Origin of the sequence: Salinivibrio proteolyticus, from assembly GCF_001996165.1 — a bacterium.
Lineage (GTDB): Bacteria > Pseudomonadota > Gammaproteobacteria > Enterobacterales > Vibrionaceae > Salinivibrio > Salinivibrio proteolyticus.
Map to the genome: position 1 here is coordinate 78,520 of NZ_MUFP01000011.1, position 18,470 is coordinate 96,989.

Below are 18,470 nucleotides of genomic sequence, written 5' to 3' on the forward strand. Positions count from 1 at the left end.
TTTCTCTCCTCAAACAAGTAAGAAGTGGTCACAGATACCTCTTGAGCCACGGTATTTGTTCGAGTCCGATGGCTCGCTACTCCACGTAGATGATCGTGGTCCTGATGGTCCTGAATCCCCCCAAGCAGCGCCGAACAACGACGCACCAACACCTTGCAGGTGCGATGCATACATTTTTCCGTAGCCTCCGGTCATGTCGTACCATTCATAGCCGCTTGTTCCGCTGCCACGATCCCATACTTCGGCTCCCCACTGGCGCATGTGCCCTGAAACTTGCTCGCATCCGATGATTGAGCGTGAATTACTGTCGAATAGAGTTTTCACAGGGTCACTACCGTGTACGTATCCAAAGACGTTACTACGCGCGAGCATTTGGAATTCTTGATAGTTCGGCAAGCGCTTGCCATAGCATGCGAGCAGCTCATTGGCAGTGAACTGCGTGTAATCGCTGTATTGCTGAGCTCCGTCGCCGCCCATCATCGCCGGTACTTTTGGTGCTGAGCTTCCGTCTGCAATTTGCGCGTCATATGCCGACGTGCCGAGCAGGTCTGGTGTTGTGTTCGTCAGATAAATGTCCGCCCAGAAACGTTCGCCCATGTCTAAAACCATTCCGCGCGGGTCACGTGCGCGCGGGCGGAAATGCAGGTCATAGAACGAGTGCATTTTGAATTCACTATCACCGTAGTGGAACCCGCCGATGCGGCGTGAGTTTGACTCTGTGTAGCCATCAGGCACAGTGAAGTTGCTCGACACGAGCAGGCCGTCGTGCGTTGCATAGATTGCGTAATCGGCTCCAATCACTAGTGTCGGCATGTCGATTGATTCGTTTGCGCCAGCAGTGACGACGCGGTCACCAACAATCACCGCAATGTCACACGCAGTACGCACCACGCCGCCGGCAACGGCAAACGCAGCCTCCCACGCCGTTGATTTAACGAAGTCTTTTGCGGTGAGCAGAGAACGCTGCGCGAACTGCTCAAAATCGCTCTTTTGGGCGTATTGATTGTGAGGATCGCTGGCATTTAGGTGCGACTGAAAATCTTGCTCCTTGGCGTATTGACTATGCGGATCCGCTTTCTGCTCGTGCCGCTTAATCGCATCGTTCAGATCTTGCTCGGTCGCAAGCACGACGGACGGGTCAATGGTGAAGTGGATCACTTCCGCGTTCGCGGGGCGAAAGCGCATGCGGAGGATATAGCTTTTGGCTGAGCCTTGGCCAACGAGTTTAAAGTCACTCTCAACACGGCGGTAAGCGTAAACAATGCCGTTATCCAGCACCGCAGCCGCTTCGTTGATCACATAACCTTGCCCATCAATAGCGTGATCGGCGGGAATAATGGCTTGAGCAATAAATCCGCCCGGGTTATCGGCGTCTTCGGTAACGCTGGCACTAAAACGGCCTTGCTCACCGTAGCTTTCAACCAGCTCAGTAACAGTCACGGGTGATTGATCAGCTGGCAGCATGCCCTTGCCAAGCTGAATATGGGTAATGTTGACGGTCTTACTGGTTGCTTTGGCGGTTGCTTCATAATTAAAACCGGCTGCTGTTACATAGCAGCGGAAGTCCAAATTTTGGAGTTCTGTCAGCGTCATTGCGCAGCCTCGCTATCATTCGTAATGTACGTTTCAATCAGCACACCAGTGTGCGCAGGCGTTGTGCTGATGGCATCGGTGTTCGTGTAGGGTTGGCAGTCATTTACAATGCCCACTTCGGTGAGTACACCGAGGCGAGTGTGCACGGTCGCACCGCGAACGGTTTGCAAACTGGTGCTATCTCGCTCTGATTTGTAAGCCGTGATACGGGCACTCAGCCGCTGTTGGAGTGCTTCATCCAGCGAGCCGGTTTCAATCTCTGCACTCACGTCAATTGAATACGGCAGGTCACCGCGCGTCACGCGCGATTCAAACCCCAGCACGTCCAGTGCTTCTTTCAGCCCTGATCGCGTACCCGCTTTGCTGTGTATCGCAAAGGCTTTATCGGTGGTGGCGCGTCGCTGTGTGAGGGTGTCGTTCGGTTGCCAGTCGAGCACGCCGCGCTCTTCGGCCAGCAAGCTCACAAAATCAGCATTGGTCAGTTGTGGTTGCTTAAGGTTTGGATAGGGGCGCTCTGCGGCAGCGATAACGGCATGCCAAGCAAACTCCAAGGCTTCTTCTAGCGTGGTGCGATTTTCAGGCTGAACAGATGTGAACTCAGTTGGCTTTAACATCAATGATCACCTCGGTGCAGTGCGGCGCTTCATCCCAATCACACACAATGTCTGCGGCGGGCTCGTGCAACTCAACGCGCTTAGGATTAAGCGAGTAAAGCAACTCACCGAGTTTTAGCCGATCAATGCGTGTGTTTAATCGGTGCTGTGATTCCGCAAACTGCTGTGCCGTCGCCACCGCATCGGCTTGATTAACGTCGTGTGCAGGTTCGCCGCCAGTGAAGAGCGTCGCGTGAATGCGATACGGTGTGATGCGCGCAGGGACCACGGTGATCTCATCGCTCTCTTGCGCAATGTCATCACGATTTAAATACTGCTCGGCACGCGCAATCAAAGCCGCGCTCGGGGTGCCATCTTCAGTTTCGCGGCTCAGCAAAGCCACATCCACTTTGCCAGAGTTCGGCTCTCTCATGCGTGGCTCGGCATCTTTCACCAATGCAGGCTGTGACTCGGTGGGAAAGTCATACCGCATCAGTACGCCCGTCTCTGTGGTTTCGATGCTGATCGTCGGACGCTCGTCTAATGTTAGGGCGTGGAACTTATACCCCATCCGCGTGCCTGTGGTGTGAAACTGATAAGGCGCGAGGTCAAAGCGGCGCAGTAAGTCTTCGTCGCTTTCCATCACCGCTGGCTTTGGCGGGAACACGCTGGTATCTGCTGGCTCGATGGTTTGGCGCTTCAAGTTGTACTGCAGCGCCAGCAGATCGACCATTTCTGATTCGGTCACAAAGCGGCGAAACATCTGCAACGCCTGATGATTGTCTTCGCGCTTTTCGGCGAGGCGTTTTGTCATCAGTGCTTCGAGCACTTGCGCGAGCAGCTCACCCTCATTGTTCAGCGCCTCGGTCACCGCTTCGCGGTTATCGGGATCTTTAGCGGCGACGTACTCAATTACGTGCTGTTTGTAGTTAGTCAGCAGCGTTTCAAAATCCGGCGTAGTAAACGCTTGGGGCACTTGGTTTGTCATAGTCCGCCCTCTAGCTTGATCGGTTTGCCGTGCCAGGTGCCTTCAACCGTGATGTGAAAACCGCTTTCACTTGGCGTGGCTTTACAGCGCGTGGCGCGAAATGCAGTCAGGCCATTAATCGGCATCGCCAAGGCTTCCAGCGTGAGGTTCTGCACAATCATCGCCGTGTTGGGCGATTGCATTTTGCCCAGCGTGCTAATTGCGCGATTGCCGACGCCACGGCGTTTGATGCGGCTGGTCACTTCGGTAGTGAGCACGCGACGAAAACGGCACGTCAGTGCCTGCGCACCGGTGACCGTGCGCCCTGTGTTGGGGTCGATGGCTATCATTTTTCGGATTGCTTCTGCGTGGGTGGGCTCGTCTTCGAGCCGATGCTTTCAGGATGATCGTGGCTGTCGTAGATGTTGCGATCCGCCTCCATCGAGCGGGTGTGGTCGATGATCTCACCGTGGTTTTTAAACTTCGGCGCATACATCTCGACACCGCCGGGGTAATGGCACGTGAGCTTGCCAGTGTCGAGGTTGTAAACCTCCTTCATGCCGCCGCTATAATCGGTCATGAATTCGTTTTCTTTGACTGTCGGCGACGGAAATTTGTCAGACGGCAACCCCATCAACGCCACGGCATTATTCAAGTTGTCGCCCGAGCCAAGGTTGAGCAACAAGCACTGCTCGCCCAATGTGGGTCGCCGGTAGTGGCTGACGCGGCCTGCGCAGAAAACAAAGAACGGAATGCGCGTGGCGAGGTTGTCGCCCGTTTTCACACTCACCGTGTTTTTATCGGCAACCACGACATAGCCCAATCGGATAATGTTTGCAGTCGCAAGGCGGTCGCGCTCGGCTTGCTGACGCATTAGCTTTAGCTCGCGTTCTAGGGATTCAATGCGATTAAGGAGTGACAACATCGAGATCGTCTCCGACTATTTGGTGCCACTGCTCATCAAGCGGCCCCACGCGGATTTGCTGGCGAACGGTGACAACACGTAAGAAAAAGCCTTGCTCCGGCGCGAACTTGCGCGGCACGTTGCTTTCGATTGTCAGCGTGTCATGCACGCCGCCGCTTTGCCATGTCGTTTCCAGTAGCTCGCGCTCAATCCGGCAAGCCAGATCAAGGGCTTCCAATTCAAAATCGCTTTTTACTATCGGCACATACACTAAAAAGCGGATCTCAACCTCATGCTGTTTGCGGCCATCACTCGCGTAGCCGGATTCAGAATCGACATCACCGGTGTGATAGGCAACGCGGGCGCTTTTCAGCTCACTCGCTTCGCGCTGGTAAGCGCTTTCAATCTCAATGTTTAAACGCTGGCCAAGGGTGTTCACTACATGTTTCACGAACTGGCTAGGTGCTGTATAAGCGGTGGAATTCACGCGTGAAAATCTCCTCGAATTTACGATTCAGATCGGCTTGATAGCTGCCGATGATCTCCTCGGCTTCGTCCGCAATATCGAGCTGAACCATTTCAATTTGCGAGCGATGCTTGCCGGTGCGGCGAAACACCAGTAATTCGCTGCTGTTCATCGGTGAGATAAAGGCTTTCTCAAAAAAGCGTTCGCCGACTGCGACGCCTTCTTTTTGCTGCACCGGCTTGCCTAAGCGGTGCACGCCAATATCGCGAATACCCACCCACAAGCGCGCCCGCACACCGCCTTGGCGGTAAACTTTAAAACGCGAGCGCAGCGCAGCTTTGTTATCAATGGCCAGCTCATAACCCAGCTCGGTCATCGTGATGTGACGAAACCACTGATTGGTTTTGCGCACCGCGATTTGTGCTGCTTTTTGCACGTCACTAGGCAGGTTGGGAAGACGTTTAATAAAATCGGTGTCAACCCACATTCTCGAACTCAGACCAGCCATGATTGCTCTCGCTGTTTGTTTTACGGCCCATCGTGTACTCGTAACACAACTGGCTCCCCGCGCTACGCGGTGAAGCGGCCAAGTCACGGAACGCCAATGCATACACGTGGCCCTCGTAACTCACCGTGGTGCCCGCGGGCAGCTCTTCGGTGCCATAGAACGTGTAAGTGCGCACGCCGTCATTGTTGCTGCGTTTTACGTAGCCGTAAGTCACACCCGCATCGCCACTGGGCAGCGTGACCGGATGCGGTGAACCCATGTGATACGTGATGGATGCGCGGAGTTTGCCCCGCGCACGTTCAAAGCGGCTGCTCATTAGCTTTCCAGTGTCACGCCGGTGAGCAACACTGCGCCATCGATGAACACACCAACGGGCACTTTCACATCACTTTCGGCGGTTGGCTTAGTTTTGGTGAACTTGCCGCCTTTAAAGTAAGCGGGCTCACCGCTAAATGCGGGCGTGTCGCCGTCTTTAATCGGCCCGCTGAACAGTCCGCGCCAATGTGCGGATACCACCGCGCCCTCTGGCACCGTCATTTTCGGCACCACGATCAACGCACCGTGCTTTACGGGTACGTCTTTTTTCAGTCCGCCCGCTGGCGCGACAATATCAATGCTTTTACCGTCTGCAATACGCATGTTTTCTATCCTGTTTTGCAAAACAAAAAGCCCCGCGTGTGCAGGGCTTGGTATGGTTATATAAAAAGCTGAGGCTTACGCGAACGTCGCCTTTGCAATGCCGCGGCGGTCAGCCACTTTCGACGTAATGTCGTACGTAATGCGGAACTTGGCGCCGTCGCTGGTCCAACCGTCGCCAGTTTCTAGCCACGGATCTTGCTGGCCGTCCAAGAAGCCCATCAGCACCGTTTCAAAGTCACGCGATGTCAGGCCGATGGCGCCGTTAATGCTGGCTGCGTGACCTGTCTCGACAATGTCTTTGAATTTGTTGTATGCGGGGTTAAATGCATCCGGCTTGCTAGCGGTTTTTAGCACCGCTTCTAGCATGGGTGCGTGGTCGGGGCTGGCAATTAGCACTTCGCCGCGCAAATCGAGCGGATCGCCCTGGTCAGTAGTGGCGAGCGAGAACGCGCGGTGCAATTTGGTGATTAACGCTTGGTAATCCGCCGCTTTCACGCCTTCAATCAAGTTGGCGCCGTGGAAAACAGGGTTGCCATCTGCCATCTTGCCGCTGAGGATGGCATTGAAAAACAGCTTATCTGACAAGCGATACGCCGCTTGCATAAACTTGCGCGGCACTTTGCTGATCAATGAGATCTCATCATTGATGATCGCTTGGCGGGTAAAGCCAATCTCTCGGCCAAACGTCGCCAGCTGGATTTTTTCGCCGCTGCCGGTAAGCGTGGCGGATTTATACTCGCCATCTTCGGAGACACGCATCAAGTCTGGCGCATCGTTCACCATCACCAGCTCGCTCTCTTTAAAGTTCGGCAAGTTTTCGGTTGATGCCAGGTCGCGCCAAAGCGGCGCGCGCACTTTCGCTTCGTCGCGCATCACAGTGCGTACGCTTTCAGTGATCACGTCGGCAAAATCACCGGAGGTAAACGCTCGCGCAACCAAATCACTGCGGCTGCTAGCGTTAATCGCCTCTTTGCCTAGCGCGATTTCCGCCATGTCGATTAATGTCTTGTGTTTGTACGGGTTGTCTTTTTCCGCTTCGGCAACACCGCAGCGGCTATTCAATGCATTTTGCAGCGCATCTTTAGTGATATTGCCGTTACCGACGTGCAAGTGCGTGTTGGTCAAGTTAGGGCTTGGTTTGCCGTTGTCGCCAGTCGGGTCTTGTCCGTCAACAGAGCTTTTGCCGAGGTTGGTTAAAATCTTCTGCGCGGCGCCGGCTTCGTCACAGTTAACGTCGTTCAGCATCTCGTCACGCAGTGTGTCACTCACTTTGTGTTGCGCGCACAGAGCACGAATAGCTTGCTGACGCTGGTTTTCTTTGGTGATGGCTGCTTGCAGCTCAGTGTTAGGTGTTGGCATATCGTCGCTTACCTGTGTTTTTTTAGAGTGTGCCGCCTGCGCGGCGAGGGGTTGAGGTTCAGGGTCAGGCGTTGGCGCCGGCTCGTTCGCGGGTGGCGCGGGCGGCTCGCTTGGCACGGGATTAAGTTGGTTAAGCAGCTCTTTAGGCGGATGCTTAAACTGCGCGGTGAGCGCGTCCGGCCTCACGGCGCAGTTGGTCAAATCAACAGGGTCGATCACTTTGTCGATTAAGCCGAACTCGAGCGCCTCATTGGCTCGGAACCAAGTTTCTTTTTCCATTGCGGCCAGCACGTCCGCTTCGCTTTTGCCGCTTTTTTCAACGTAGGCATCAGCGAGCGTCTTGCGTGCGTTGCGCAGCTGAGTGAGCGCGCTCTCTAATTCTTGCTCACCGCCCCACGCGCCAATCGCAGGGTCATGAATCATCAGCGACGCATTCTCAGGCATGTGGATTTCATCGCATGCCATCAACACGTAACTCGCAATCGAAGCGACCACGCCGTCAACCACTGCGGTGACTTTGCCTTTGTGCGCTTTCAGTGCGTTGTACAGCGCAAGGCCTTCGTAGACCGAGCCGCCGTAACATTGCACGCGCAGTTCAACATCAACATCATTGCCGATGGCTTGCAGAGCACGAATGAGGTCAACGGCTTCAATGTCATAAGCGCCAATGTCGCCGTGGATCCAGATTTTAACGGGCTGGTTATCGCCCGCATTCTTGAGCGTGTACCAAGATTTATTAGTCGGTTTCGGCATCATCGCCTCTCTTGTTTTCATGCTGAATCTGATCAGCGAGGTTATGTTTAGGGTCTGACGTACTCACAATGCCCATTTCATCCATTGCTTTACGTTCTGCTTGAATTTCGCGGCGTGTCGCCAGTGGATTGATGTTGCGCTCGCGCTGGCTGTGGCTGAGTGATTGCAAGCCGAGTCGGTTCGATTTCTCGATGCCGTCCATCTCTTTTTTCGGGTCAATCCACGGCATGACTGGCGCTTGATAAATCGCGTTTAATATCGTGTCGCGCTTTACGCCCTGCGGAATCTTCAGCTCGCCGGATAGCATCGCCATTTGCAACGCGTGGCGATATTGTGGGCGGGTCCAGCCCGTCACAAACCGACGCTGCAGCACTTTGTAACGACTGAACGAATCAACCAGCTCTTGTCGCTGTGATGAATAAGGGCCCGTGTAGTGTCGGGTGACACTCGAGTTATTCACGCCAGTGCCGGCGCTCGTCATGCGTAGCTGTCCATCACGGAACGGCGCGCTCATTGCTTCACGGCGGTTGCTTTCAATCACGCCCGCGTCTTCACCCGGTGCCAGCGAAAAGCTGTTCCCGTAGCCAAGGGCGATCTCTTCATCGCCAGCACCGACAAAGCCATCGCTGCCCATGTTTTCGTTAGCGACGCTTTTAGTGAAGTAAGCAAAGCGGCTGGCGATCTGTGCACTAATGCGCTCGCTTTGGTCGTAGTCCTCCAAGTCAGCGATCAAGTCGAGCACGGAGTGCAACAGGCTAACACCACGGTTTTGATGCAAGCGGCGCGTAAATTTCAAATGCGAAATGTAGTAGGCGTCTACCTCGGCAAACTCAAAGCCCAGCGAGTCGCGCTGAATAAGATATTTAATGGCTTGGCCTAACTTGTTGCGCTGAATGCCCTCGAGCAAACCACGCTCGGGCTCGCTGATATGTGCAGGAATAAAATCCGGCTCGAAAGGCTGCACCGCAAACGGCGTCGCCGTTGGGTAAGTAATTTGCGGGTTGTTACCCATGTAGTGCCGCGCGAACACCTCGCCATCGCGCAGCCAAGTGCGGCACGCGAGCTGCTCGGTTTCGGCGCGGCTTAGCTCGCCGTCGATGTTTTGATGCAGGCTATAGGTTTCAAACCAATCACTGATCCGGCGCGCGCATTCCACATGCACTTCGCCATTTTTGTCTAGCGGTTGCGGCTCAACCATGATGCCGTTGGCGCCCACGACGTTAACGACTAGCTCATCGAGGATGGCGGTTACGTGCGGGTTGTTCTCGTCATAATGGCGCGCCCGTTCGCGGATCACTTTGGCGCCTTTGTTGAGCTGGTTGGCGTTCCCCGTCGAGCGTTTGTTGCGTTTTTTGGTGTGCGGGTTAGCCGGCAACGCGGCTTGGTATTTGTTGAGCAGTTGGCGGTCGTGTGCGCGGCGTAAGCCTGCGGTAGGGCTAAAGTAGCCGACGGCACGGTCAATCAGTGTGAATTTACTCAAGATAATTCCTCCTGATGATCCGCCTTGGCCTTTCTTCTAACGCAACCAATCTCTGCAGCCGCTCAATYTCTTTGCGCACTGTGGCAAGTGATGCCAGCGTGAGGGATTCCCCCTCGCCGGTTTGCACCGTTTGCCCGCCTTCGAGTATTGCTTTCTCTGCGTCTAAATAGGTTTGCAGGCGCTGCTTGTTTGCTGATGTCATCCGAAAATACCTTTTGAATGCCGATAGCGACGGCGCGGCGTGCGCTCAAACACTGGCTGCTGATCGGCATCAATCACGTGCGTGTTAAATTGCCAATCCGCGGCCCAGTTAGGTGGGCTCTGCCAGTTGATGTCATCACCGCCCAGTTTGTGCATGCCAGCCTCTGCATACGCGCACAAATCAAATGACTCGTTCGCGGCACGGTCGGGCTTTTGCCAGTTGCCTTTGTCGTCCACGAATTCGGCGGTGAGCTCATCAAACCAACTGCGATCCGCCCAGCTCGGCAACCAGAAATAACGGGCGCCAAATTCCACGCGCTCATAACTAGAAGACACGCGGTTTTTAAGCCGGTTGGTGTGCAGAATAAGCAGCGGGATCTCACCGTGTGCGTGTTTGCTTCGCTTGTCGGGGTAGCTTTCTTTGACAAGCTGATCCTGCTCGCGGCTGGCGCCTTTAACGAGTCGGAATAGATGATTGAGGCCGAGCGGCTTTAGGCGGTTATAAAACTGGTAGCTGTTCTCCGTGACTGAGGTCGGCTTACCATCTTTCTGATCGCCCGAGCCGCCGGAGTCGCACAGCGTTAGCACTGGCTTCATTACCCGCCCGCTGCCATCAGAGAGCGGATAGGTTTTTTTGATCACTTGCTCGATGAGCAAATCCCAATCCTCGGCATACACAGCCGGGTTTACGCGGTCACCGTTGCGGTTTGGGTTAGTGAGAATTTCAAAGCGGTCAATCACCCAGCGTTGCAAGCCCTCACCATAAACCTGTGCTTGCACCACAAAGCGGGCGTTTTTCTTACCGCCTTGTACGTCAACACTCATGATCAAAAAGCGGCCGTTTTGCGGTATCACACCACGGTTGTACGGATTCGCCTCGGCGCGTTGCTGCAGTTCGTGAGCGCCAATTTCTTGCGAACGGGATTGCACCACGTAAGGGCGCCCAATATCGACGTTAAAAAACGTCTTGAGCTCTTCCTCATCGCCGGTCGTTTCAAAATTACGAGAGGCTGAAATGTAGCGGTACACCAGACTTTCCCAGCTTTGGTATGTCGCGACCACGCCCTCAAACCAAAACGACGCCCATTTGCTCTGGCGGATTTCGCTTTCGTCGGTGTTCACGTTGCCGTATTGGTCAATCTCGCCTTCACGAAACCACTCGCCGTTTGTGTTGTGTCGGCTCTTGTCAGTCTCGGGGATTGCATGCGTGCAACGGGGGCAACATACGCGCGCGGTTTTTGCCGCGTCCATGGCGTCCGGCAAGTCATCCCACGTCAACGTTTCAAAATCAGGGCGAAACCATGCCTCGCAATCATCGCACTGCCAGTAAAAACGGCGACGATCGCCAGCATTGTAAAGCGCCGCAATGCCGCCGCAGGGTTGCAGTTCGTGCGGGCCCAGCTCCGCCTCGGGGACGGGGTTACGTACTACACGACCTGGGGAGCTTTCCGCCATCGCCATGCCTGAGCTGCGTGCGTTCTGCACACGCTTGAGCAGCAAGTTAAATTTGCTGCCTTCCTCGCCAACGTGATCGTCGGCACGGTCATAGTCGGTGTAACCGGCATAGCGGAATGTTTCTGCTGACAGACTCGATTCGGTTGCCGAATCCAAGTTCAGGTTCATGCCGTTTTTAAAGTGCTTAAAGGTCAGCGTGTCGTCGCTTTTGCGTCCTGTGCGCAACGCGCTGATTTGCTCGGTTGCAGCAAAGCTACGCGCGAGATCTTTTTTCGACATGCTCTCGGCTTTTTTCTTTGTGCTGTAAATCAGCAGCATGTCACCGGGGGCTTGCGTCACTGTGTAGTTAATCCAGCCTTCGATGAGCGCTTTGGTTTTCCCGCTACGCGCGGGGCCACCTAAGATCAGCGCCTCGTATATGCGGCGCGCAAGGCAGTTCATCGGCGTGCGCATGTATGGCGTCTCGCTCGATAAAAACTTTACCGTGTCCATGCCGTCGGAAATCCACAGCCCTTCGTCGGCGGCTTCAACGGGTGTTTTGTTCGTGGGGGCGCACAAGTGCGCGAGTGAGCGGCGAATGTCGGCAGCGTTGGCAAACTGAATGCCCAAGCGTTCATCAAAGCTGTAGCTCATCACTCACCGCCTTTAAATCGTGATCATACAAAATCTCGAGCTTTTCAAGCTGTTCGCCAGTGGCGTTGGGTATCGCCGATTCCACCCTTGTGATCGCGGTGCCTGCAAATTTCTTGATGGCCGCAATCACCATGGCAATTTCGTTCTCGTAATCAGCGCGGGTGATCAGCTCGCCGCTGTCTTGTTCAAGCGCGAGCTTTTCGCGCTCGGCTTGAATATAAGCGCGCAGTTCGGCAGCGGTTTTAAAGCCCATGAGATCGGGGGCATCGGTTTGTTTTTGTGGGCGCTGGCAAAGGTGCGGCGCAACCTCGATAATGTCATACAGCGCTTTATTACTGCGGCCTGTGGCGCGTGGCTCAATGCCTGCCGCCTTTAAGCGCTTTCGGATCGTCGCGCGGTTAAGCCCGAACGCTTCAAGCTGCGATAAATTCCAAAGCCGTTTTTCATCCATTGTGTTCCTCGTAAATTGATTGGCGGTCTCTCCCGCCCGTCACGCCTCGATCGCCGAGTTGGACGTTTCACTCCAATGTCACGCTCTCACGCTGGCTTGCACCTTTTTTGACTATCACACGCGCTCGGGTATAAGGAGCGACCGTCATCGCTAACGTGTATTACTGCGAGGTACCGACGCGGCAGTGGCCCTAGTAAGCCGGAAGGATAAGGAACGGGCAGACGCTATGAATACGCCAGACGACTGGCCTTTAATGGTCGGCATCTGCCCGTGTGGGGTCGCGCGAGCGGTAATACTCACGCAGTTGTTCAATTTGATTGGCGCACAGCGTAAAGTGCTGCAGCCAGATAGGATCGCGCTCCATGCCTTCACCGAAAACCTGTGGCGGACGATCAAAAGGTCGCTCACACTTAATCAGATAAGCGTCGGGCGGCAGCTTTTCGCGGTTTTTATACTCCGTCACCAGTTCCGTTTTCGTAGTACATCCACTCATCAGCACCAACAACCCGCTGATTAGCGCAATCTTTGTTGTCTTCATGGCGTAAAGTCTCTTTAATTTGCTGCTGAGCGTCATTCGCACGCGCTTGCGATCGTCGCCGCTGCGCCAACACTTTGTCGAGCAAGTCGCGGTTGTGCTCTGCTTCGCGTTGCTGCGCTTCAATCGTACGTACCAGCTCTGCGTTCTTGCTGGTTGCGTGTGCTAAATCCGCTTGTGCGGTAGCGGTGGCGGCTTTGGCGTCTTCCAGTTGCGCATTGAGTGCGTCGGTGTAAAGCCAGAGCGCCACAATCACCACGCCAGCCAGCACTTTAAGTGCCAGTCCTATTCGTAGCCGTGCAAACATATCTGCTGTTCTCTGTCTCGCCGCTTAGGAATGCCGCCACAGTTGTTAGCAGCGATGCGGCAGTTTTTGCCGTTAACGTACACCCAGCGCGGCAGCTCGTTGCATGCGCCGACCGGGTCGCCGTTATTGAATTTTTTCAGGAAGGTGGAGCGGATGTAGTTACCCGCTCCGAGGTTGTACACAAACGACACGTTCATGTCGTATTGCGCTTGCGTGACGTCAGCCCGCAAGTGTCGGTTAACCACTTGCTCGGCTTCTCGCACGTCTTCAACAAACCAGTTTGCGATTTGCTCATGGGTTGCCACGTCACCCTTTTCAACGCCATCAGTATGGCCCATGCCCGCAGTCCATTTGTCTGCGCTGCATTGGTAGGCTTGGGTGCGGCACCCTTCGTAATTAGCAGTGTGTGTTAATCCTTGCTCACTGGTTTTTAAGTCGTGCTCGGCCCCAAACACCAGCGCAAGGATTACGCCGACGGTACAACCGCCGGTGCTAGCCTTGGTCCAGTTTTTCATGGAACGCTGCCAGCTTTACGTTTTGTTCAATCGCTTTTGCAATGCGTCGCTTGTGCAAAAGATTAACGACAAACGAGGCGATACCGAGCACGATACCTATAATCACGCCAATTTCGTTAATCGAGAACGCACCGAAAAACGTCACAAACGACGCCCAGAAGTAAGTGAGCGTTTGCGAGATTTTTTCAGTCATAGAGATAAGCCAGGTTGGCCCGAGGGAGAGTAGAAACAACAAAGCCCCACCAAAAAGGTGAGGCTTTGCATCGTGGAAATCTTGCGGCATTTAGCGGTGAGTGTCAACACTCACCCACTAGATGTTGTGTTGTTGTGATAAGTATCAAAAAAATCCCTGCCATGGGCAGGGAAAAAGGAGAGAGGAGGTTTTCTTTTACCGTAGCAGCTCAACGCTGCAACTGATAATCTAACCCATTGATGTGGGTCGCATTAGGGAGTGAATATAATGAATAGCTTGAATAAGCTTTTTATAACAATAGTTACGATTATAGTCGCACTACCAATTTTCACTATATTTGTCGTTGGCATTATTGGTATTTTTGACAGTATCACTTGGAAAGACCCTGTAACACTATTTGCCGCAGGAAGCTCCGCATTAGCAGCTCTAGCCACATCAGCGACCCTAATATTCTTGGTAACTCAAGGGGGAAAGCAAAGCAGACTATGGGAATTTCAGAAGTATCAAGAACATAAAAGAGAGTTTTTTAACTTACTTTCCGAAATAGAAGAACAAAGAAATTTAAAATTCCATAACAAAAGCAAGCTTTATTCCACAATATTCAACCAAAACAATTATGATCACTGCTCTCTCAGTATCGATGACAACCACTTTTTCCTAGAGGAATTAAGAGAGCACTGCCAAAATTTCAGGATGGTTTCAGATATAATAAGAAAAAGCCCTGATGATGAAAAAGTGTATGCCCAAGAGGCAGTAGAGCACTACTCCAAAATCCTAGAGGTAATTGACGCAGAGCCAGTGATACTTAATGAGCTTGGCGAGCTTCAGAAAAAGATCCAAGACAGAAAAATAAAAATATTTAATATCTTTAGCATTCAGTCAGAGCTGGTCATTTTAAAGAAGACCATTCATGACATTTTAGACTTTTGCAATCAAAAGTCAGAAGACTTTACCGATATAGATCTAGCATACTCTAGAGAGCTAAAAGATGTGTGTTTGACGTTAAATGAAAAAAATGGAACATTCAACATAGTTCACCCTGAGGAAAAGAGAAAGTATTTCCTCCTTCTAAGACTAGTATTTAGGGCTTACCTCAAATACTTTAAGGGTGGAGAGTATGCCCAAGCTTTATTTTATGAAGTAACTAAAGAAGATGCAGATGCATTTATAAACAACGAAGAAATTAGGAAAGAATGGCTAATGGCGTTAACCGATGATTCCGATGCAATAGGTGATGAAAATAAGCATGCCGTAAATCGAATCACAAATTTCTTCAAAAGAAATGTTGAACTCCCGAAGAGTGATATTATTGAAAAAACTGAAAAATTTAAAAGCCGTGACTAACAGCCACGGCCTTTCGAGTTACGCCACTTTCCTAGCCTCTTCCTTCTCTTTCTCGAGGCGCCCCTCAATGGCTAACAGCGCGGCGGTGCGGCCCATTGTTAGCCAATCCACCAAGTGCTCAAGCGCAGGCTTGTAACGGTTAAACCGTCCAAACGTCACCGGCAGCTCTTGTGCAAAACGCGCAAAGCGGGTTTCGTTGTTCCACGGAATGCGGCCCTCTTTGCACGCGGCACACTTACGCATATGGCGGCTTGCGGTTTTCACCTTCCCTGCGCCGTTGCACTCAGGGCACACACGGCCAGTCAGCGTCGCTGCTTCATGAATGGCAGTGGCTGCCAATGCATCAAGGGCTTGGTCAGGATAACTGCCGCGCATATTTGCCAAGTGGCGGTTCGCCTCCGCTTTCATGATCGTGTGCAACTGGCTATACGCCAATGCATCATTACAGACTTCGACAAACAGCAACAGCCAGCCAGCGGGGGACTCCTGCCAGCAAATTCCCACACTGGCGATCTGCTCCTCGACAGAGAGCAAACCACGCCCACCGGTTGTTGGCTCGTAGTTAATACCTTTCAGCCCGAATTTTCCTAGCAACTGTTCAATTCTCATATTATGCGGCCTCGCGTTCTTTGAGTGGGTCTACTGCCTGCTCGGGTTTACATGGCTCCATACTGAGGTTTTCACCTAAGTTGATCATCAACTCATCGCGTACGCCGCGGCGGTAGCGAATGCGTTGTGTGGTGGGGAAGTAGCCCGGAGTGAACAGCACAGGCACGCTGCCAAAGTTCACGCCGGTTTTTTTGGTGACGCCGTCCGGCTCTACAAAGTTGTAGCGCCCGTCTGGCTCGTAAACCGCAGCGGCAACGCCCTCAATCAGCTCAAGCCACCAACCGGTTAGCGGCTCATACGGCAACAGCATCATGCCGCTAAAGCCGTTTTGCCGCGCTTGCTTGGCAGCGTGGGCAGCAAATTCGCGCTTTAAATCAAACGGCGGGTTGCACCACCAGTCGTGCTCCCAATCGTGAGATAGCGCATCAAACCCCACGATGGTGGCTTTGGGGTTGGTCACGAACGCGCCCGCGGCACGGCTGCGATCAATCCAATCGCCCGAGGTATAAAACCGATTTACTTTCGCAGTCTCAGGCTCGGCGGCAACGTCTAGCTGAAACTCGCGGCCATACAGCGCTTGGGCATCCCAGAAACATTCCCATTGCGTGCCCCAACGGTTTTTATCGCTCGCAGCGGTGGTTGATTTCACTAAAATCGCCATTACGCAGCCCCCCGCGTTTGTGCCTGCGTGCGGCGCAAGCGGTACGACGGCCAGTTAAACTCCACCCAGCGAGATGCGTCGCCTTCCATGATGCGCTCAATCGCGCGTTCGCCGAGCATGCCCTGCAGCTGATCACTGTTCAGGTTGGTGAGTATGCCGGTTGGTTTCTCGGCGGCGCTGCGGGTGTTGATGATCTCGTTGAGTACCACGTGCTCGTTGGTGTTGTTGCGCTGCACGCCGACTTCATCCAGAACCAGCAAATCAATGCTGCCGAGGTGGCGATACATCGCGGCTTCGGTGATCGCGGAGTTGCTGTTGTACGTGTCGCGAATGCGCAGCACCAGCTCAGACACAGTGATCACCATGGCTGATTGCCCGCGCTCGATAAGCGCGTTGGCGATGCCGCACGCTAGGTGATTTTTGCCAGTGCCAGGTGTGCCGGCAAAAACAAACCCGCCTTCGGTGCCGCGCAGATAGTCACTCAGCCACGCGCTGGCTTGATTGTACGCACGGCGCTGGCCGGCGCATTCGGTCGCGTAGTTATCCAATGAGCACTTGCGGTGTTTTTTGGCAATGCCACTGCGGCCCATGGCGTTTTCAACCTGCTTGCTCACGTAGTGCTCGTAGCTCTCGCGGCAAAACTGTTGGTTCTCACGCTCGCGAATTTCGGCCAACTGCTCCGGCGTGTACGGTGTGACGTTTGCAGGCATGATGGATTGCAATTTGCTGAATAAATTCATACGTCACCCCCTTTGCGGTATTTCGCTGGCGCCGAGAAATCGCTTGAGCGATCCGGCACTTGGTTAATGTTGCGCGCTGGCGCCCCGCCGCTGCGCTGTGCCGCCCACTTGTTGGCATTGCGCATGCCGTTGCGCCACGCCGCAGGCCAATCCACGTATTTGGTTTGCTTGGCAAGCATGGCATCGCACCACTGGGCGGTGGCCTCCTCGATGCACAGCGAGAAATTTTGCTGTGCGTACCACTCGCGCATCGACTCCGTGACAGAGAAATTTTCTGGCAGCGTGGTTTTTAACGTCTTGCGCTTATCGGTTTTCGCTTTGCTCGGTGTGTTATCCGCGCTTTGGTTTTGGGGGACTATAGGGGGATCTCTTTTAACTGACGGATCTAATGATGGTTTGGGGTCGAAATTTGACCCACCCCCTGCGCTATTTCGCCCTAGGGCAGATTCTGACCTAGGGCAGTTTTCGCCCTCGGTTAGCTCGGGGTCATTGATCGCATTAACGTTCAATTGATAGAGGTTTGTATCATTGGTTTTTCGACCCTCTTCGGTAGTACGTTTACGGCGCTTAGCGCTTACATAACCACGCTCAATCAGTCGCTTGATTTGCGCTTTAACCGTTGATTTAGAGACCGAGCACTTACGCGCCACAGCATCGATGCTGGGCCAGCATAGGCCGTCATCATTCGCGTAATCGGCCAAGCAAAGCATGATCAGCTTGGTGTTACCAGAGAACGCGGGCGCATCCCACACTGCCGACATGATCTTAATGGACATGGTTCGCCTCCTTCGCCTTCGCGTTAAGTTGACGAAAAATGCGCTCAGCCTCAGCGCGGCTGATGATAGCCGCCATGCGTGGTGTGGTCAGCACCCAGCAGTGGCGGTTGTTGATGTTGCGATATTGAAGGCTCATTGCACGATGCTCCTTGTTATGCGGCGTTGCGTTTTTTGGTCATTAGCGATTCCAAGTAATCGAGCAGCGGATCGTGAGCGCCGCGCGCCTCTTGCACTTCGCGATACGCGTCACGCAAGTCATCTAGCGAGGCGGTTTCGTTCAGCTRCAGCAACGCAATCTTGGCTTCGCTCACTTCGCGTTCGTGGTGTGCAAGCAGGCGATCACGATTAACGGTGCAGTGGCTCTCGCCAATTACCGCCACGCTAAAGCCAAGCGGGTTTAAAAAATCATTCAACGCTTTAACAGCGCGGGCTTTGGGCATGGCGGCCAGAATGGCAGGCAGCAAATCCATGATGGTGGCTTTGGCTTCTACGGATGTGCGCTCAACATACCGCCAAAAGTTTTGCTCGTTGTTTTTGGCGTTGGCCGCACTCACAGGCTTAAGTACCGGCTTGTGCTGCGCGTCTACTTCTTCATCAAGCTTCATGTTGAAATAGTGACGCGTCACGCGCGTTGCGATCGCGTCTTTGGTTAAATCCACGCGGGTTGCTTCTAATGCGTTACGAATAACGCTTTTGAAACTTCGAGTTGCCATGATTGCTCTCCTTGGTTGTGCTGGATGTACATACAGAAACTTTTGGTTCACCTTTTAGGTAACTATCTGTTCTAT

Annotated in this window: 25 protein-coding genes; 1 reads left to right on the forward strand and 24 read right to left on the reverse strand. The window is 53.5% G+C overall.

All coding sequences use genetic code 11. The features are described 5' to 3' along the window. Positions 1–9: 9 nt before the first annotated feature. The 18 genes from BZJ19_RS10010 to BZJ19_RS10095 form a co-directional block, all read right to left on the reverse strand. Positions 10–1,593, reverse strand: coding sequence for a phage major tropism determinant (locus tag BZJ19_RS10010; RefSeq protein ID WP_077675531.1), 1,584 nt, complete (start codon positions 1,591–1,593; stop codon positions 10–12). Next, positions 1,590–2,207: a phage tail protein gene (locus tag BZJ19_RS10015; protein WP_077675532.1), complete on the reverse strand. Its 618-nt coding sequence runs from the start codon at positions 2,205–2,207 to the stop codon at positions 1,590–1,592. The genes BZJ19_RS10010 and BZJ19_RS10015 overlap by 4 nt, the downstream gene beginning before the upstream one ends. Continuing rightward, positions 2,191–3,174: a baseplate J/gp47 family protein gene (locus BZJ19_RS10020; RefSeq protein ID WP_077675533.1), complete on the reverse strand. Its 984-nt coding sequence runs from the start codon at positions 3,172–3,174 to the stop codon at positions 2,191–2,193. Before BZJ19_RS10020 ends, BZJ19_RS10015 begins: the two co-directional genes overlap by 17 nt. Further along, positions 3,171–3,503 carry a GPW/gp25 family protein gene (locus tag BZJ19_RS10025; RefSeq protein WP_077675534.1) on the reverse strand — a complete coding sequence of 111 codons (333 nt, stop codon included), beginning with the start codon at positions 3,501–3,503 and terminating at the stop codon, positions 3,171–3,173. The genes BZJ19_RS10020 and BZJ19_RS10025 overlap by 4 nt, the downstream gene beginning before the upstream one ends. Then, positions 3,500–4,027, reverse strand: coding sequence for a phage baseplate assembly protein V (locus BZJ19_RS10030; RefSeq protein WP_077675569.1), 528 nt, complete (start codon positions 4,025–4,027; stop codon positions 3,500–3,502). The genes BZJ19_RS10025 and BZJ19_RS10030 overlap by 4 nt, the downstream gene beginning before the upstream one ends. A gap of 34 nt (positions 4,028–4,061) precedes the next feature. After that, entirely contained in the window at positions 4,062–4,544 is a 483-nt protein-coding gene (locus BZJ19_RS10035; RefSeq protein ID WP_077675535.1) for a hypothetical protein, read from the reverse strand. Continuing rightward, positions 4,516–5,010, reverse strand: a complete 495-nt coding sequence (locus BZJ19_RS10040; protein ID WP_235608196.1) for a phage tail protein — start codon at positions 5,008–5,010, stop codon at positions 4,516–4,518. The genes BZJ19_RS10035 and BZJ19_RS10040 overlap by 29 nt, the downstream gene beginning before the upstream one ends. After that, positions 5,000–5,290 (reverse strand): hypothetical protein, encoded by a 291-nt coding sequence (locus tag BZJ19_RS10045; protein ID WP_131826393.1) that lies wholly within the window; start codon positions 5,288–5,290, stop codon positions 5,000–5,002. Before BZJ19_RS10045 ends, BZJ19_RS10040 begins: the two co-directional genes overlap by 11 nt. A gap of 56 nt (positions 5,291–5,346) precedes the next feature. Then, entirely contained in the window at positions 5,347–5,670 is a 324-nt protein-coding gene (locus BZJ19_RS10050) for a capsid cement protein (protein ID WP_077675538.1), read from the reverse strand. Between the two features lie 75 nt (positions 5,671–5,745). After that, the gene (locus BZJ19_RS10055) at positions 5,746–7,803 is read right to left on the reverse strand and encodes a ClpP-like prohead protease/major capsid protein fusion protein (protein ID WP_235608198.1); all 2,058 of its coding nucleotides are present in this window, start codon (positions 7,801–7,803) and stop codon (positions 5,746–5,748) included. Next, entirely contained in the window at positions 7,766–9,262 is a 1,497-nt protein-coding gene (locus tag BZJ19_RS10060) for a phage portal protein (RefSeq protein WP_077675540.1), read from the reverse strand. Before BZJ19_RS10060 ends, BZJ19_RS10055 begins: the two co-directional genes overlap by 38 nt. Continuing rightward, positions 9,255–9,464, reverse strand: coding sequence for a hypothetical protein (locus tag BZJ19_RS10065; RefSeq protein ID WP_077675541.1), 210 nt, complete (start codon positions 9,462–9,464; stop codon positions 9,255–9,257). Before BZJ19_RS10065 ends, BZJ19_RS10060 begins: the two co-directional genes overlap by 8 nt. Then, entirely contained in the window at positions 9,461–11,551 is a 2,091-nt protein-coding gene (locus BZJ19_RS10070; RefSeq protein WP_077675542.1) for a terminase gpA endonuclease subunit, read from the reverse strand. Before BZJ19_RS10070 ends, BZJ19_RS10065 begins: the two co-directional genes overlap by 4 nt. Further along, a complete protein-coding gene (locus BZJ19_RS10075; RefSeq protein ID WP_077675543.1) occupies positions 11,535–12,002 on the reverse strand; it encodes a DUF1441 family protein in 468 nt (155 codons plus the stop codon). Before BZJ19_RS10075 ends, BZJ19_RS10070 begins: the two co-directional genes overlap by 17 nt. A 250-nt stretch (positions 12,003–12,252) precedes the next feature. Further along, complete coding sequence (lysC, locus tag BZJ19_RS10080; RefSeq protein WP_235608200.1) at positions 12,253–12,465, reverse strand: Rz1-like lysis system protein LysC; 213 nt, start codon at positions 12,463–12,465, stop codon at positions 12,253–12,255. After that, on the reverse strand, positions 12,452–12,844 hold the full coding sequence (locus BZJ19_RS10085; protein ID WP_077675544.1) for a hypothetical protein: 393 nt from the start codon (positions 12,842–12,844) through the stop codon (positions 12,452–12,454). Before BZJ19_RS10085 ends, lysC begins: the two co-directional genes overlap by 14 nt. After that, the gene (locus BZJ19_RS10090; protein ID WP_077675545.1) at positions 12,823–13,359 is read right to left on the reverse strand and encodes a lysozyme; all 537 of its coding nucleotides are present in this window, start codon (positions 13,357–13,359) and stop codon (positions 12,823–12,825) included. Before BZJ19_RS10090 ends, BZJ19_RS10085 begins: the two co-directional genes overlap by 22 nt. Beyond that, a complete protein-coding gene (locus tag BZJ19_RS10095; RefSeq protein ID WP_157891176.1) occupies positions 13,337–13,552 on the reverse strand; it encodes an HP1 family phage holin in 216 nt (71 codons plus the stop codon). The genes BZJ19_RS10090 and BZJ19_RS10095 overlap by 23 nt, the downstream gene beginning before the upstream one ends. A gap of 267 nt (positions 13,553–13,819) precedes the next feature. Between BZJ19_RS10095 and BZJ19_RS10100 the strand changes: the two genes are divergently transcribed. Beyond that, positions 13,820–14,896, forward strand: coding sequence for a hypothetical protein (locus BZJ19_RS10100; protein ID WP_077675547.1), 1,077 nt, complete (start codon positions 13,820–13,822; stop codon positions 14,894–14,896). 18 nt (positions 14,897–14,914) lie between these two features. Here BZJ19_RS10100 and BZJ19_RS10105 read toward each other — a convergent pair whose 3' ends face one another. The 6 genes from BZJ19_RS10105 to BZJ19_RS10125 are packed head-to-tail and all read right to left on the reverse strand — an operon-like array spanning position 14,915 to position 18,395. Continuing rightward, entirely contained in the window at positions 14,915–15,505 is a 591-nt protein-coding gene (locus BZJ19_RS10105; protein WP_077675548.1) for a hypothetical protein, read from the reverse strand. Position 15,506: 1 nt separating this feature from the next. Continuing rightward, positions 15,507–16,154: a phage N-6-adenine-methyltransferase gene (locus BZJ19_RS10110; protein WP_235608202.1), complete on the reverse strand. Its 648-nt coding sequence runs from the start codon at positions 16,152–16,154 to the stop codon at positions 15,507–15,509. A gap of 11 nt (positions 16,155–16,165) precedes the next feature. After that, the gene (locus tag BZJ19_RS10115; protein WP_077675550.1) at positions 16,166–16,906 is read right to left on the reverse strand and encodes an ATP-binding protein; all 741 of its coding nucleotides are present in this window, start codon (positions 16,904–16,906) and stop codon (positions 16,166–16,168) included. After that, positions 16,903–17,682 (reverse strand): helix-turn-helix domain-containing protein, encoded by a 780-nt coding sequence (locus tag BZJ19_RS10120; protein WP_077675551.1) that lies wholly within the window; start codon positions 17,680–17,682, stop codon positions 16,903–16,905. The genes BZJ19_RS10115 and BZJ19_RS10120 overlap by 4 nt, the downstream gene beginning before the upstream one ends. After that, on the reverse strand, positions 17,672–17,818 hold the full coding sequence (locus tag BZJ19_RS17105) for a hypothetical protein (RefSeq protein WP_157891177.1): 147 nt from the start codon (positions 17,816–17,818) through the stop codon (positions 17,672–17,674). Before BZJ19_RS17105 ends, BZJ19_RS10120 begins: the two co-directional genes overlap by 11 nt. Before the next feature lie 16 nt (positions 17,819–17,834). Next, the gene (locus tag BZJ19_RS10125) at positions 17,835–18,395 is read right to left on the reverse strand and encodes a toxin YdaT family protein (RefSeq protein WP_077675552.1); all 561 of its coding nucleotides are present in this window, start codon (positions 18,393–18,395) and stop codon (positions 17,835–17,837) included. Positions 18,396–18,470: the final 75 nt, after the last annotated feature.

Coding starts and splice junctions, on each gene's coding strand:
- BZJ19_RS10010 (WP_077675531.1), bottom strand. CDS start 1,593: ATGACGCTGACAGAACTCCAAAATTTGGACTTCCGCTGCTATGTAACA.
- BZJ19_RS10015 (WP_077675532.1), bottom strand. CDS start 2,207: ATGTTAAAGCCAACTGAGTTCACATCTGTTCAGCCTGAAAATCGCACC.
- BZJ19_RS10020 (WP_077675533.1), bottom strand. CDS start 3,174: ATGACAAACCAAGTGCCCCAAGCGTTTACTACGCCGGATTTTGAAACG.
- BZJ19_RS10025 (WP_077675534.1), bottom strand. CDS start 3,503: ATGATAGCCATCGACCCCAACACAGGGCGCACGGTCACCGGTGCGCAG.
- BZJ19_RS10030 (WP_077675569.1), bottom strand. CDS start 4,027: ATGCGTCAGCAAGCCGAGCGCGACCGCCTTGCGACTGCAAACATTATC.
- BZJ19_RS10040 (WP_235608196.1), bottom strand. CDS start 5,010: ATGTGGGTTGACACCGATTTTATTAAACGTCTTCCCAACCTGCCTAGT.
- BZJ19_RS10045 (WP_131826393.1), bottom strand. CDS start 5,290: ATGGGTTCACCGCATCCGGTCACGCTGCCCAGTGGCGATGCGGGTGTG.
- BZJ19_RS10050 (WP_077675538.1), bottom strand. CDS start 5,670: ATGCGTATTGCAGACGGTAAAAGCATTGATATTGTCGCGCCAGCGGGC.
- BZJ19_RS10055 (WP_235608198.1), bottom strand. CDS start 7,803: ATGAAAACAAGAGAGGCGATGATGCCGAAACCGACTAATAAATCTTGG.
- BZJ19_RS10070 (WP_077675542.1), bottom strand. CDS start 11,551: ATGAGCTACAGCTTTGATGAACGCTTGGGCATTCAGTTTGCCAACGCT.
- BZJ19_RS10075 (WP_077675543.1), bottom strand. CDS start 12,002: ATGGATGAAAAACGGCTTTGGAATTTATCGCAGCTTGAAGCGTTCGGG.
- BZJ19_RS10085 (WP_077675544.1), bottom strand. CDS start 12,844: ATGTTTGCACGGCTACGAATAGGACTGGCACTTAAAGTGCTGGCTGGC.
- BZJ19_RS10090 (WP_077675545.1), bottom strand. CDS start 13,359: ATGAAAAACTGGACCAAGGCTAGCACCGGCGGTTGTACCGTCGGCGTA.
- BZJ19_RS10095 (WP_157891176.1), bottom strand. CDS start 13,552: ATGACTGAAAAAATCTCGCAAACGCTCACTTACTTCTGGGCGTCGTTT.
- BZJ19_RS10100 (WP_077675547.1), top strand. CDS start 13,820: ATGAATAGCTTGAATAAGCTTTTTATAACAATAGTTACGATTATAGTC.
- BZJ19_RS10105 (WP_077675548.1), bottom strand. CDS start 15,505: ATGAGAATTGAACAGTTGCTAGGAAAATTCGGGCTGAAAGGTATTAAC.
- BZJ19_RS10115 (WP_077675550.1), bottom strand. CDS start 16,906: ATGAATTTATTCAGCAAATTGCAATCCATCATGCCTGCAAACGTCACA.
- BZJ19_RS10120 (WP_077675551.1), bottom strand. CDS start 17,682: ATGTCCATTAAGATCATGTCGGCAGTGTGGGATGCGCCCGCGTTCTCT.
- BZJ19_RS17105 (WP_157891177.1), bottom strand. CDS start 17,818: ATGAGCCTTCAATATCGCAACATCAACAACCGCCACTGCTGGGTGCTG.